The 13,398-nt window shown below is 57.0% G+C and carries 15 protein-coding genes and 1 tRNA gene; 12 read left to right on the top strand and 4 right to left on the bottom strand.

Going from position 1 to position 13,398, the window contains the following annotated elements; translation table 11 throughout:
• Nucleotides 1–16: 16 nt before the first annotated feature.
• Nucleotides 17–466: a carboxypeptidase regulatory-like domain-containing protein gene (locus tag ACRC4F_RS23860; RefSeq protein ID WP_438661570.1), complete on the bottom strand. Its 450-nt coding sequence runs from the start codon at nt 464–466 to the stop codon at nt 17–19.
• Between the two features lie 263 nt (nt 467–729).
• On the opposite strand from ACRC4F_RS23860, the gene ACRC4F_RS23865 reads away from it, so the two are divergent.
• From ACRC4F_RS23865 to ACRC4F_RS23880, 4 genes are all read left to right on the top strand, one after another.
• Nucleotides 730–1,785: a PDDEXK nuclease domain-containing protein gene (locus ACRC4F_RS23865; protein WP_438661571.1), complete on the top strand. Its 1,056-nt coding sequence runs from the start codon at nt 730–732 to the stop codon at nt 1,783–1,785.
• Between the two features lie 72 nt (nt 1,786–1,857).
• On the top strand, nt 1,858–2,832 hold the full coding sequence (locus ACRC4F_RS23870) for an alpha/beta hydrolase family protein (RefSeq protein WP_438661572.1): 975 nt from the start codon (nt 1,858–1,860) through the stop codon (nt 2,830–2,832).
• 38 nt (nt 2,833–2,870) lie between these two features.
• On the top strand, nt 2,871–3,287 hold the full coding sequence (locus ACRC4F_RS23875; RefSeq protein WP_438661573.1) for a hypothetical protein: 417 nt from the start codon (nt 2,871–2,873) through the stop codon (nt 3,285–3,287).
• Nucleotides 3,288–3,292: 5 nt separating this feature from the next.
• Nucleotides 3,293–3,745: a hypothetical protein gene (locus ACRC4F_RS23880; protein ID WP_438661574.1), complete on the top strand. Its 453-nt coding sequence runs from the start codon at nt 3,293–3,295 to the stop codon at nt 3,743–3,745.
• Nucleotides 3,746–3,823: 78 nt separating this feature from the next.
• On the opposite strand, the gene ACRC4F_RS23885 is transcribed toward ACRC4F_RS23880, so the two are convergent.
• The 3 genes from ACRC4F_RS23885 to ACRC4F_RS23895 form a co-directional block, all read right to left on the bottom strand.
• On the bottom strand, nt 3,824–4,150 hold the full coding sequence (locus ACRC4F_RS23885) for a hypothetical protein (RefSeq protein WP_438661575.1): 327 nt from the start codon (nt 4,148–4,150) through the stop codon (nt 3,824–3,826).
• Nucleotides 4,151–4,506: 356 nt separating this feature from the next.
• The gene (gene gabP, locus ACRC4F_RS23890; RefSeq protein WP_438661576.1) at nt 4,507–5,898 is read right to left on the bottom strand and encodes a GABA permease; all 1,392 of its coding nucleotides are present in this window, start codon (nt 5,896–5,898) and stop codon (nt 4,507–4,509) included.
• A 167-nt stretch (nt 5,899–6,065) separates the two neighbouring features.
• Complete coding sequence (locus tag ACRC4F_RS23895) at nt 6,066–6,335, bottom strand: hypothetical protein (protein WP_438661577.1); 270 nt, start codon at nt 6,333–6,335, stop codon at nt 6,066–6,068.
• 115 nt (nt 6,336–6,450) lie between these two features.
• Between ACRC4F_RS23895 and ACRC4F_RS23900 the strand changes: the two genes are divergently transcribed.
• From ACRC4F_RS23900 to ACRC4F_RS23935, 8 genes are all read left to right on the top strand, one after another.
• On the top strand, nt 6,451–7,224 hold the full coding sequence (locus tag ACRC4F_RS23900; protein WP_007972784.1) for an ABC transporter ATP-binding protein: 774 nt from the start codon (nt 6,451–6,453) through the stop codon (nt 7,222–7,224).
• Between the two features lie 13 nt (nt 7,225–7,237).
• On the top strand, nt 7,238–7,984 hold the full coding sequence (locus ACRC4F_RS23905) for an ABC transporter substrate-binding protein (RefSeq protein ID WP_438661578.1): 747 nt from the start codon (nt 7,238–7,240) through the stop codon (nt 7,982–7,984).
• Between the two features lie 78 nt (nt 7,985–8,062).
• Nucleotides 8,063–8,758 carry an ABC transporter permease gene (locus ACRC4F_RS23910; RefSeq protein WP_059406395.1) on the top strand — a complete coding sequence of 232 codons (696 nt, stop codon included), beginning with the start codon at nt 8,063–8,065 and terminating at the stop codon, nt 8,756–8,758.
• Nucleotides 8,755–9,444: an ABC transporter permease gene (locus ACRC4F_RS23915; RefSeq protein WP_150771954.1), complete on the top strand. Its 690-nt coding sequence runs from the start codon at nt 8,755–8,757 to the stop codon at nt 9,442–9,444. The genes ACRC4F_RS23910 and ACRC4F_RS23915 overlap by 4 nt, the downstream gene beginning before the upstream one ends.
• On the top strand, nt 9,425–10,654 hold the full coding sequence (locus ACRC4F_RS23920) for a methyltransferase (RefSeq protein ID WP_438661579.1): 1,230 nt from the start codon (nt 9,425–9,427) through the stop codon (nt 10,652–10,654). The genes ACRC4F_RS23915 and ACRC4F_RS23920 overlap by 20 nt, the downstream gene beginning before the upstream one ends.
• 342 nt (nt 10,655–10,996) lie before the next feature.
• Nucleotides 10,997–11,821, top strand: a complete 825-nt coding sequence (locus ACRC4F_RS23925) for an FkbM family methyltransferase (RefSeq protein WP_438661580.1) — start codon at nt 10,997–10,999, stop codon at nt 11,819–11,821.
• A 78-nt stretch (nt 11,822–11,899) separates the two neighbouring features.
• Nucleotides 11,900–11,975, top strand: a tRNA-Thr gene (locus ACRC4F_RS23930).
• 320 nt (nt 11,976–12,295) lie between these two features.
• Nucleotides 12,296–12,508: a hypothetical protein gene (locus ACRC4F_RS23935; RefSeq protein WP_438661685.1), complete on the top strand. Its 213-nt coding sequence runs from the start codon at nt 12,296–12,298 to the stop codon at nt 12,506–12,508.
• Nucleotides 12,509–13,398: the final 890 nt, after the last annotated feature.

Below are 13,398 nucleotides of genomic sequence, written 5' to 3' on the forward strand. Positions count from 1 at the left end.
CGACGGACTGCCACCGTCACTCATCACCCTTCCAGTTGAACACCAGATTACGCACGCCAGCGCTGCCGACATCAGTCGTGTCGCGCTTTGACTCGCCGTTACGGGTGGCGACCACGGTGTACTTGCCAGCAGGCAGTTGGACATAAACCAGAGGCCCGGCTTGACTGAGTGTCAGCACTGATTGACCTTGAGCACTCTGAATAGCCAATTCAACATCCGGTACATACTTACCCTCCGTCCCAATGGAAAAGGTCATGTGCAGGTTGTAGCCGGTCGATTGCTGAATGGCCTTCGCTTCATCCTCGCCAATACCGCCGGACAAATAGGTAATCCCGTTCTGTTCCTGTCGCTGAATCTGCACGCCTGAACTGTCGACAGGTTCGAGGCTGGCCGCACTCGACATCGCTGGAAACATCAGTACGCCAGCGGCAACAACAGACAACAGGAATGCATGGAAGACTTTCATGATGGCGACTCCCGGTTTTTACAAAACCCTCTCGGTAACTCATTTTTGATTTCCCGGATGCGGGCCAAGTTTTAGATTGATTAGATCTTGGGCTCACTGCGAAATGGACTACACCCTGTATTCCTCAAACACGCCCCGCCGTCGGCACGATCCTGCAAAACGAATCCGGCATTTCCTGCGCATTTCCCAGCCGCGCCCTGCATCGCCACCGTGCCTTCTCTTGCCATTCTCTTTCGCCTGTTCCTCCAGCCGCGGAAGACTTCATGAGCATCGTCAAAACCGAAAACACTCAAGACCCACAACTCGCCTCCCTGGTGGGCAACCTTGGCGATTTGATACGTCAGGCACGCCAGAAGGTGCTGCGAGCGGTCGATACCGTTCAGGTGCAAACGTGCTGGCAGATTGGAAGGCATATTGTCGAGTTTGAGCAGGAGGGGGCTCGGCGGGCGAGGTATGGCAAACAGTTGCTGCCGACGCTGGCGAAGTTTTTAACGGCGGAGTTTGGGAAAGGTTTTGACGAAACCAACTTGCGAAAAATGCGACTGTTTTATCAGGCGTTTCCAATTCGAGACGCGCTGCGTCTCGAATTGAGCTGGACCCATTACCGCAGGCTGCTTCGAGTCGATAACGACCATGCTCGACGCTGGTACATGAATGAATCAGCGATCCAGAACTGGTCAAGCAGAGCCCTGGAACGCCAGATCAACACCCTCTACTACGAACGCCTGTTAGCCAGCCGCGACCGCCCTGCCGTCAAACAGGAAGCCGCCACCAACATCCAGAAAATGAACGCGCACCCTCGGGACTTCATCAGGGATCCGGTGATGCTTGAGTTTCTGGGCTTGCCCGACGCAGGCCTGACCCAGGAAACCGATCTCGAACAAGCACTGATCCATCAGCTTCAAGCCTTCCTGCTGGAGCTGGGTAAAGGCTTTGCCTTTATCGCCCGCCAACAACGCATCAGCACCGACAGCAAAGACTTCTACATCGACCTGGTGTTCTACAACTACCTGCTCAAGTGCTTCGTCATCTTCGATCTCAAGCGTGGCGAACTGACCCATCAGGATGTCGGACAGATGGACATGTACGTGCGTATGTACGACGACCTAAAGCGCGGACCGGAGGACGGCCCGACCGTCGGCATCCTTCTCTGCGCGCAGAAAGATGAGTCGGTGGTGCGCTATTCAGTGCTGGAGGGCAACGAGCAACTGTTCGCCAGCAAGTACAAATTGGTACTGCCTAGCGAAGAGGAACTTCGTGCGGAGCTGGATAGGGAACGCGCCATGCTTGAGGAACGACAGCACAATCGGATGTTGTGAAAACGACGGGCGGATTGTTCACAAGCGATGCGAGGACTATCGTTGGCAACTACCCGCAAAGGTCCAAAGCCGATGAATTTGCAGGACATGCCTTCACTGGCACCGACTCAAGTCGAATTGTCGCTGACCACCGACACTGCTGGCGAACCGTTCAAGGAGCCTGCCGCAGACGGCTTCATCCTCGGCGGTTTCACTTGGCGGCACGCCTCTCAGAACAGCGCCCGCCCGGTCGTCATCATCAACGCCGCCACCTCGGTTCGTTGCCGGCACTATTCGCGTTTCGCCGACTATCTGTTCGCCAACGATTTCGATGTCATCACCTATGACTACCGCGGCATCGGCGAATCGCGCCCGACGTCGCTGAAAGGGCTGGAGGCGTCATGGTCCGATTGGGGTGCGCTGGATTTCGAGGCGATGCTCAAGCGCGCTCAGCGCGAATTCCCCGGCCAACCCATCGACGTCGTCGGCCACAGCTTTGGAGGCTGTGCAGCGGGCCTGGGAGCGTCGGGGCACGTGATTCGACACTTGGTGACGGTCGGCGCGCAATTCGCGTACTGGCGCGATTATGCGCCCGCCCATCGCTGGCGGATGTTCGGCAAGTGGCATGTGGTGATGCCGTTGATGACCCTGCTTTACGGTTACTTCCCCGGCAAACGCCTCGGCTGGCTGGAGGACACGCCCGCCGCGGTGGTTCGCGACTGGAGCACGCCCACTGCGCGCTATGAAAAACGGCCCAGTGGTCGACTCATGCACGCAAAAACCGGTCAGCTTCCCTTTGCGTCAGTCACCGCAAAAACGCTCGCCATCAGCATCACTGACGATCCTTACGGTACGATTGCGGCCATTGAACGCCTGCTTGGCTACTTCAACGGCAGCACAAACACTCATCTGCGAATCGCTCCCGAAGACATCGGCGAAAAAGAAGTCGGACATTTCGCCTTTTTTCGCAGCGCATACCAAGCCACACTATGGCCCATTGCACTGTCCTGGTTGCAGACCGGAGAACTGGCCCCCGATACACCCGGGCGGCGAGTGCCACGCAACTGATCGACTCGCCTCAATCATCGAATTACGGAACGACACCCATGGCATCCGCCAACAAGCAGAACAAACGCGCCACCCGCGCCAAAGCCAAGGCCAAGCAGAACCGCACCCAGCGAGCCGCCGCGCCGGTCGAGCTGGACCCGAACGACGATCGCATCGACTTTGAATCGGTTGACCTGACCGAGCTGTTCAAGAAAATGATCGACGCTGAAAAAACCAGCCAGCAAGCGATGTGCGTGGCCTTCCTCGAAGACCCGCTGCTGGAACTGGTGTACGAGCAGGAAGGCGAAGAAGGCGCGATGGATTTCATCCTCGCGGCGCTGATCGAATATCGCCAATGGTCCACCGAGGTCGATGAAGCCGGCGCCCTGGCGTGGATCGAATCACCAGCCTTCCAGGCTGACTACGTAGCGGCGTCCGACGTCATTGCGGCTCAAACTCAACAGAAAGCGAACTGAATTTAATGGCATCCCTGAACAAGCAGCAAAAACGCGCCAAACGCGCCAAGATCAAAGCCAGGCAAATCAACATCCACGGCCGAAAACCCGCAGCGCTGGACGATGACCTGGGTGAAATCGGCGAGCCGATTCCGGAATACACCCTGGCAATGTTCAGCAAAATGCGCGACGCAGAGGCCATCAGCCGTAACGACATGCTGCTGGCCCTGCTGTCCGACCTCGCTGGAATCATCAGCGACCATCCAGAACTGCTGGACATGGAAAACGCCGACAACGAAGCCATGGCCGCCACACACCTGGCCGCCGACATGCTGATCGACTACCGCATGTGGGCCGACGGCATGGACCGCGATGCTGCACAGGCCTGGCTGACCGATCCGCAATTCATCACTGATTTTGGCGATGCGCTGGACAGCTATCGCAAGGCGCTGGATGCGCAGGAAGAAAAGAGCGAGTAAACACTCGCCCTTGAAAGCAAAAACGGCCATTTGTCATCACTGACAACGGCCGTTTTTTTCAAACCTGACAAACAACAATCAGGCAGCAACACCTTCCAGACGCGGAATATCAATACCGAGCTTGGCGCTGGCATAACCCAGCTCGCCTTTGGCGATGGATTGAGCCTTGTAACCGGCAGCGATCAGGTCCTGAACGTACAGCTTGTTGTAGATGAACATGAACACAAGGTTGCTGAGGCTGAACGTGAAGCAGGCCACGACGAACATGATCGCAGCCCACTTGAAATCACCACGGAACAAGGCCGGGAAAAAGCCAAAGAAAAACACGGTCCACGAGAAGCCGATTGGCGCTTCTTTCATGGCACCGGTGTTAGGGTTTTTGAACACAACCGATGTAAACGCCATGCCTGACTCCTTGATGCCCCAATGGGTTGGCTGAATGGCCGGGCTATCTCCATGCAGCTCTTTTAAACCGCAACACGTGAACGCATCTGTGACTTGCGTCAGATGAGGGAGCAGGCAAGAAAGGGTCGGGGCTTTAGCCAGGAAGGCTGGGGGCGTCGAACAATCCGTGTCCTGAAACTCCATCGCATCCCGCAACAGCGAGATACACATTCGGCGAGAAGGCTACTATCTAGCCATCATCGTGTCTATCAGATTGCCGTTAGATAACTTGCCTGAATGAAAACAAAAACGACCGCGATCATTTCTGATGGCGGTCGTTTCTGTATTTCAACAGCGTTTGGCTGGCGTCAGCACACTCAGCGCGCTACCGCTGCGATCATCTGCTCATTGCGACGACGGCGCGCCACAAACAAGCCGGTAGCAACAACCAACAAGCTCAGCAGGCCGGTCGCGAGGATCTCGACGCGATGGGCATCCTGGAACAGCATGATGGTCAGGGCCGCGACGATGAAGATGATCACCGCATAGGTCAGGCCAGGAAACAGCCACATGCTGAAGGCAATTTTTTCACCGCGAGCCATACGCTGTTTGCGCATACGCAGTTGCGAAATCGCGATCACCAGGTACACCAGCAGCGCGATGGCGCCTGAGCTTGCCAGCAGGAATTCGAACACCGCGGTCGGGGCCACGTAGTTGGCGAATGTTGCCAGGAACGCTGCGCCCGTGGACAGCATCACCGCCCAGTAAGGCGTGCCACTTTTGTTGGTGCGGGTGGACACGGCCGGCGCGTCACCGCGCTTGCCCAGGGAGAACATCATGCGCGATGAGGTGTAGAGCGCAGAGTTCAGGCAGCTGGTCACGGCAACCAGCACGACGATGTCGACGATCATCTTGGCGTTCGGGATGCCCATGCGCTCAAGAACGGTCTGGTAGGAACCGACGCTGGCCAGTACCGGGTCGTTCCATGGCACCAGGGCCACGACGATGAAGATCGATACGAGGTAGAACAAACCAATCCGCCAGATCACCGAGTTGGTGGCCTTGGAGATTTGCTTGCCAGGGTTTTTCGATTCCGCCGCCGCGATGGTTACGATCTCGGTACCCATGAAGGAAAACATGGTGGTCAGGATGGCACCCAACACTGCGCCCATGCCGTTCGGCAGGAAGCCCTGGGTGTCGAACAAGTGAGAAACCCCACTCACCTGGCTGTTCGGCAGGAAGCCGAAGATCGCCAGAACGCCGAGTACGATGAAACCGATGATCGCCACAACCTTGAGCAAAGCGAACCAGAACTCGAACTCACCGTAGTTCTTCACGCTGAACAGGTTAGTGACGGTCAGCAACATCGTGATGACCAGGGCGAAGGCCCAGATGTCCACGCCAGGGAACCAGGCATGCAGGATGGTTGCGGCGGCGTTGGCCTCCAGCGGGATCACCAGCACCCAGAACCACCAGTACAACCAGCCGATGGTGAAACCGGCCCAGTGACCGATTGCGCGATCAGCGTAGGTCGAGAAGGAGCCGGTGTCTGGCGAGGCAACCGCCATTTCACCCAGCATGCGCATCACCAGCACTACCAGCATACCGGCGGCGGCGTAGGCCAACAGCACGGCCGGGCCTGCGGCAGCGATAGCGTGGCCCGAGCCAACGAACAGGCCGGCGCCGATAACCCCGGCGATCGACAGCATCGTCACATGACGCGGTTTGAGCCCCTGTTCGAGGCCGTTAGAGCTTTGGGTATTGCTCATTGAAACTACCTTTGTAAGGAAAAGCGAATGCGTGCATCCCGTAGGGAATTCCCTTCTGTAAAAAGAAACCAACGGGGCGTTCCGGAATCTGCACGCAATAATTGCGCCAAAATGTTTCAAAACCTTCTAACCCGGCGATCTCGACCTGACCGGACAGTCATCGCAAGTCATTGAAAGCAATGGCACTTTGCCAGAACGTTACCCTGCGACTCACTTAATAAACGAGTCTGCGCACCGGAAACACACTCATAAATGTGCCGACGCACAATAAAAGTGCAGATCAGGAACGTTTGGCCGGTTAGCGCTTCCAACACCCCGTCAAAGCTGGCAACATCGCGCCCTTTTTTACGCGACACCCGCTGGGCACCTGGTTCAAACGGCTGTTCGGTTGATAGCAGCGCGACAGTCTGCTGTACCGATGCGACAACCTGCCACATGCCACCCGTTTACCGCCCGTAGCGCTGTTGGCTGCCATTCAGACGCTATGCTAGCTTGGCCGCCTCGCCAGGAAGGCCAACCAACAGCAGGAGCGAAACACTATGAGGAACGCACATGGCTGAGGCCACGCCCGCGCTTGAAATCCGCAACTTGCACAAACGCTACGGTTCGCTTGAGGTGCTCAAAGGCATCTCGCTGACCGCCCGCGACGGCGACGTGATCTCGATCCTGGGTTCTTCCGGTTCCGGCAAGTCCACGTTCCTGCGTTGCATCAACCTGCTGGAAAACCCGCACCAGGGCCAGATTTTGGTGGCCGGCGAAGAACTCAAGCTCAAAGCCGCCAAGAACGGCGAACTGGTCGCTGCCGATGGCAAGCAGATCAATCGCCTGCGCAGCGAGATTGGTTTTGTGTTTCAAAACTTTAATCTCTGGCCGCACATGAGCGTGCTCGACAACATCATCGAAGCCCCGCGCCGGGTGCTCGGTCAAAGCAAAGCCGAAGCCATCGAAGTCGCCGAAGCCCTGCTGGCCAAGGTCGGCATCGCTGACAAGCGTCACGCCTATCCGGCGCAACTGTCCGGCGGCCAGCAACAACGCGCGGCCATTGCCCGTACGCTGGCGATGCAGCCCAAGGTGATTCTGTTCGACGAACCCACCTCCGCCCTTGACCCGGAAATGGTCCAGGAAGTACTTAATGTCATCCGCGCACTGGCCGAAGAAGGCCGCACCATGCTGCTGGTCACCCATGAAATGGGTTTCGCCCGTCAGGTGTCCAGCGAAGTGGTGTTCCTCCACCAGGGCCTGGTAGAAGAGCAAGGATCGCCACAGCAGGTGTTCGAAAACCCGCTTTCGGCGCGCTGCAAACAATTCATGTCCAGCAACCGCTAACGGAGCTACCCGCATGCAGAACTACAAAAAGGTCTTCCTGGCAGCCGCCGTCACCCTGGCCTTCAGCGCCGGTGCCATGGCCGAAACCCTGAAGATGGGCATCGAAGCGGCCTACCCGCCGTTCAACAACAAAGATGCCAGTGGCAATGTCGTCGGCTTCGACAAAGAAATCGGCGACGCCCTGTGCGCCAAGATGAAAGTCGACTGCACCGTGGTCACGTCCGACTGGGACGGCATCATCCCGGCCCTGAACGCCAAGAAGTTCGACTTCCTGATCTCCTCGATGTCGATCACCGACGAGCGCAAGCAAGCGGTGGACTTCACCGACCCGTACTACTCCAACAAGCTGCAATTCATCGCGCCGAAAAACGTCGACTTCAAGACCGACAAGGCGTCCCTGCAGGGCAAAGTGATCGGCGCACAACGTGCGACCCTCGCCGGCACCTGGATGGAAGACAACATGGAAGGCGTTGAAGTCAAACTCTACGACACCCAGGAAAACGCTTACCTCGACCTGACCTCCGGTCGTCTGGACGGCATCCTGGCGGACAAGTACGTCAACTACGAGTGGCTGAAAAGCGACGCCGGACGTTCTTACGAGTTCAAGGGCGACCCGGTAGAAGAAAGCGACAAGATCGGTATCGCTGTACGTAAAGGCGACACCCTGCGCGCGAAGCTGAACCTGGCCTTGAAAGAAATCGTCGAGGACGGCACTTACAAGAAGATCAACGACAAGTACTTCCCGTTCAGCATCTATTGATTCTGACTTGCCTGGCCGGCGCCGTTATCTGACGGCGCCAGTCTCTGGCATTGCCTGCTGCAAAATGAAAAGAAATCCATGACTATCGATCTCTACGGATTCGGCCCGGCGCTCGCCGCTGGCGCGCTGATGACTGTGAAACTGGCACTCTCGGCCCTGTGCCTGGGGCTGGTGCTCGGTCTGCTCGGCGCCTTGGCCAAGACTTCCCCGTACAAGCCGCTGCAATGGCTTGGCGGCACTTATTCGACCCTGGTGCGCGGCATCCCTGAATTGCTCTGGGTGCTGTTGATCTACTTCGGCACGGTCAACCTGATGCGTGCACTGGGCGAGTTCTTCGGCAATCCCGACCTTGAACTCAATGCCTTCGCCGCCGGCGTGATTGCGCTGGGACTGTGCTTCGGCGCCTACGCCACGGAAGTGTTTCGTGGTGCGATCCTGGCGATTCCCAAAGGGCATCGTGAAGCCGGCGTGGCGTTGGGCCTGTCGAAGTTTCGCATCTTCACCCGGTTGATCATGCCGCAAATGTGGCGCATCGCCCTGCCCGGCCTGGGCAACCTGTTCATGATCCTGATGAAAGACACCGCGCTGGTGTCGGTCATTGGCCTGGAAGAAATCATGCGCCACGCGCAAATCGGCGTGACCGTATCTAAACAGCCGTTCACCTTCTACATGGTGGCCGCGTTCATGTACCTGGGTCTGACCATTCTGGCCATGACCGGCATGCACTTCATGGAAAAACGCGCCGCTCGCGGCTTCGCGAGGAGCACCCAATGAACTGGGAAGTCATCATCAAGTGGCTGCCGAAACTGGCTCAGGGCGCGACGCTGACCCTGGAACTGGTGGCCATCGCCGTGATCGCCGGGTTGCTGCTGGCGATTCCACTGGGCATCGCTCGCTCATCGCGCCTGTGGTGGGTCCGGGCATTTCCCTACGGCTACATCTTCTTTTTCCGCGGCACGCCGTTGCTGGTTCAGTTGTTCCTGGTCTACTACGGCCTGGCGCAGTTCGATGCGATCCGTAACAGCTCGATGTGGCCGTACCTGCGCGATCCGTTCTGGTGCGCCACGGCAACCATGACCCTGCACACGGCGGCCTACATCGCCGAAATCCTGCGCGGCGCGATCCAGGCGATTCCACCGGGCGAGATCGAAGCGGCGCGCGCGCTGGGCATGTCCAAGCCCAAGGCACTGTTCTACATCATCCTGCCCCGTGCTGCGCGTATCGGCCTGCCCGCCTACAGCAACGAAGTGATACTGATGCTCAAGGCCAGTGCGCTGGCCAGCACCGTGACCCTGCTGGAACTGACCGGTATGGCCCGCACCATCATTGCCCGGACCTACCTGCCGGTGGAGATCTTCTTCGCCGCAGGCATGTTCTACCTGCTGATGGCTTACGTACTGGTGCGCGGCTTCAAGCTGCTGGAGCGCTGGTTGCGCGTCGATGCCTGCCAAGGGCGTTGATTCCTGCGTGTTGACGGGCGACGCCTTACTCGCCCGTTTCACGGCGCTGGATGCTTTTCTGATAGAGCATCAAGCGCTGTGGAAACCTCGCCCGTTTACTCATCTGCAGCTTCCCTGGGAAGCGTCCTGTCCGGAACTGGCGATTTGGCTACGCGGCCGCTCGCTGGAGCAAGCAGAAAGCAGTCATAACCAACCTGGTTTGCTGGATGCGCCGGAGCCGTTTGCTTCGTTGGCGGCGCTGTCCCTTGAGTTGAGTTCGGTGGGTGAGTTGCCGTCTCATGCATTGGAAGCTGCCGGGCATCGATTGAATGTCGACGTTCCCGGGCGCAAGTGGCAGCAGATTGAGGCGTTCGCCAGTCGCTTGTCATTTACCTCGCCGTCCAGGCATTGGCTGGATTGGTGTTCGGGCAAGGGCCACTTGGGTCGGCGTCTGCTGCAACCCGGACAACAACTGACGTGTCTGGAATACGACCCGGCGCTGATTGCCAGCGGTCAGGCACTCAGCCAGCGTCATCACATGCATGCATTGCATGTCGAACAGGATGTACTCGCGGCTGAGGCGGCCTCTTTATTAAGCGCTGATCACACGCCAGTAGCGCTGCACGCCTGCGGGGATCTGCATGTTCGGTTAATTCAGCTCGCCAGTGCGGCGGGCTGCAAACAATTGGCCATCGCGCCCTGCTGCTATAACCGGATCAGTCTTACTGCGTACCAGCCACTTTCCTCGGCCGGTAGGCGATCCGGCCTACAACTCTCCCTCGATGATCTGTCGCTGCCAATGAGCGAAACCGTCACCGCCGGTGCTCGCGTCCGGCGTCAGCGCGACACCTCGATGGCCCGCCGCTTGGGTTTCGACCTGCTGCAAAGGCAACTACGCGGCGTTGACGACTACCTGCCAACCCCTTCCCTGCCGAGTGCCTGGCTGGACAAATCTTTCGCCGATTACTGCCATCATTTGGCCGCACTGAAAGAGTTATCCACAATCGATCCGCAAGATTGGTCCGCACTCGAAGCCGCTGGCTGGCAGCGACTGGCGCAAGTGCGCAATCTGGAACTGCTGCGCGGTCTTTTCCGTCGCCCTCTGGAGCTGTGGCTGGTGCTCGATCGGGCACTTTTCCTTGCCGATCAGGGCTACGCCGTTCGCCTCGGCACCTTCTGCGAATCCCCGCTCACGCCGCGCAATTTCCTGTTCTTGGCGGAACGCCCATAAAAAGCCACAGCCTGTGGATAACTCTGTTGATGAAATTATCGTGGATCCAATATAAGCGCCTGTTTCAAGGATGAAACGCTACTGTTCAATTTTCGTACACCTGTAAAAAAATAGAAAAAACAGGCATTTGCGGGCAAATGAGAACAGGTCCACAAAAAGGGTAATGAGAGCAGCCAGCGTCGGACCTGTTGTGCATAAGCATTTAATGCAAAGGACATAAGCGCCTAATCCGGGACGTCATCTGCGGAAAATTGCGCCGCTTCCCCAGTCTTGTTATACAAACAGCCAAGGACGCCGACAGTGCGGCCACGAACAAGAAAATCCGACTGACAGGATGCGACAGTGACGTTCATTTCTTACGCACAGAATTTCGAAGACATACGCCTGTGGCGCGCCCTCAAAACCGTTGAAAACGGCTTCTACATCGACGTCGGCGCCAACCATCCCACCCACGACTCCGTGACCAAAGCTTTCTATGACCTTGGCTGGACCGGCATCAACGTCGAACCGATGCCCAATTATTACGACGCTTTGTGCCAACAACGTCCCAAAGACACCAACCTGCAATGCGTGGCCGGCGAAAGCGCCGACGACCTGACCTTCTATGGCATCGCCGGTACCGGCCTCTCCACCCTCGACCCCGCCATGGCGAAAATGCACAAAGACGCCGGCATGGACGTGCGCAGCCAAACCGTCAAATCCCGCACCTTGACCTCCATCTGCGAAGAACACGCCCAGGGCCGCGAGATTCACTTTCTGAAAATCGACGTCGAAGGCCACGAAGAAACCGTGCTGCGCGCCATGGACTTCACCCAATGGCGGCCGTGGGTCATCCTCATCGAAACCCCATGGGACCGCGACCAGGCGTGGGAAACCCTGGTCATCGACGCCGGCTACCACTCCATCCTGTTCGACGGCATCAACACCTACTACCTCGCCAACGAACACCGGAACCTGAAACCCGCCTTCGACATCCCGCCCTGCAACCTGGACGAGTTCCAGTTCTGCAAAGGCCACAACTTCAGCCACCCCGTCAGCGACGCCGAACACCAGCTCGCCGCCGCCCTGCAACGCGCCGAACAGGCCGAAGCGCAGCTGCGCGCGATGCAAAACAGCCGCACCTGGAAAGCCCTGCAGAAACTCAAGAAAACACTCCTTCGGGCCTGACTTGAAGGCTGAGTAAAAATAGTCTGAATTCAGGGGTTTACAGAACCATCCCAATCGCTATAATCGTCGCCCTAACACGCCGGTATAGCTCAGTTGGTAGAGCAACTGACTTGTAATCAGTAGGTCCCGGGTTCGACTCCTGGTGCCGGCACCATACAAAACGAAGCCCCTGCAGAAATGCAGGGGCTTTGTTGTTTCTGGAACGTCCACTTTTCGTCCACACACTGGAACCTGTGGGAGCGAGCCTGCTCGCGATGAGGCTCTCAAACCCAGCGACGCTCTACTGACCAAGACAAAAGCTGCTTTTCCAAGACACTTGCGTGCGGAATCGATGCATCCAATTCTTCTACCGCGCATCTACATACCTCACCGAAACGATGAGCGGTTAAGGTCGAGAATCAGTGAAGCGGCATAATGACAGCAGTGCTTATGCACAACCTGCCATTTCTCTCCGCCGTTGCGAGCCTCTTTGTAATGAACACCGAACGACGTTACTCGATCATCCTGGAGCACAGCGCCGAGGTGCTGCTTGAACATGCACCCATGGCGCAGATAGAGGCATTTTGGGACGCCAACGATACCCGCTACTTCGGGTTGCGTATGGAGGACGAGCACAGCGCGCATGCACGAGTGATTGTTACGGACGAAATCCCCGACGAAGAAGATGCAGTGTTTTCTAGTCAGTAGAAAAAAGGGCACGGATTTAGTTTCCATCCAGTGCCGGCACCGCACAAAACAAGCCCTCGTAGAAATACGAGGGCTTTGTTGTTTCTGGCGTTTGTAAACCAGACCTTAGTGACCAGCGCTTTGCCCACCATCCACATGCAGGATCTCGCCGGTGACAAAGTTGGCGCTGTCCAGACAAGCCGGAAAATAGATCCGTCCCCTTTTCCGAGTTGTTCGTCAGTGGATGAATTTACCTTCATCGGTCTGCTCCACCGCAGTTCGACCCATTCGTGCCCTCACATGCTCGATGTCATCGTGAAGAACGTCCACCACCAAGCAACTCGCACTTGGCCACTCGTCTCGGCCAGATCGGCGAGATAGCGTGAAGGGTCTTCCGATAGGTTCAGGGGTATCCCGATCCTAGCCGCCTCGATGGAGGACGGTTGTTGGGCATCTTAAACCGGCAAACGCTCACTTGAATTTGCAGGTCATCGCGAGGTGCTTCTCGACGTATCCCGTTCTTAGGTTGATGTAGCTTTCCGGGAGACGTGGCTAGCATCAAGTCAATATACCCACGCTGGGAGCTCTAAAGGCTTGATAACACACAGCATTCGTGGTCGGATCAATGACCGAGTCGATATCGGTTTAGACTCAAGCCCTTGAATAATTTAAAGGAGCAACCCTAAACAGCATCGGAGGTTGAATACTGGCCCCTCCCAATGGCACACTGACACTAATGAGCAGATGAAAGTATCTATTAAAGCTAGACATCCAATCATTATAAAAGCATAGGAAGATAGTAAGGCTATTTACTTCAAGCTTCAAGGCAGCAGAAGGAGAAAGCGCAGTGATGGAATATATAGAATACTGGAAAGCAATTTTATCAAATGTCCGAGAACGAAAGCGTATGG

The organism is Pseudomonas sp. (genome assembly GCF_051660785.1).
Classification (GTDB): domain Bacteria; phylum Pseudomonadota; class Gammaproteobacteria; order Pseudomonadales; family Pseudomonadaceae; genus Aquipseudomonas.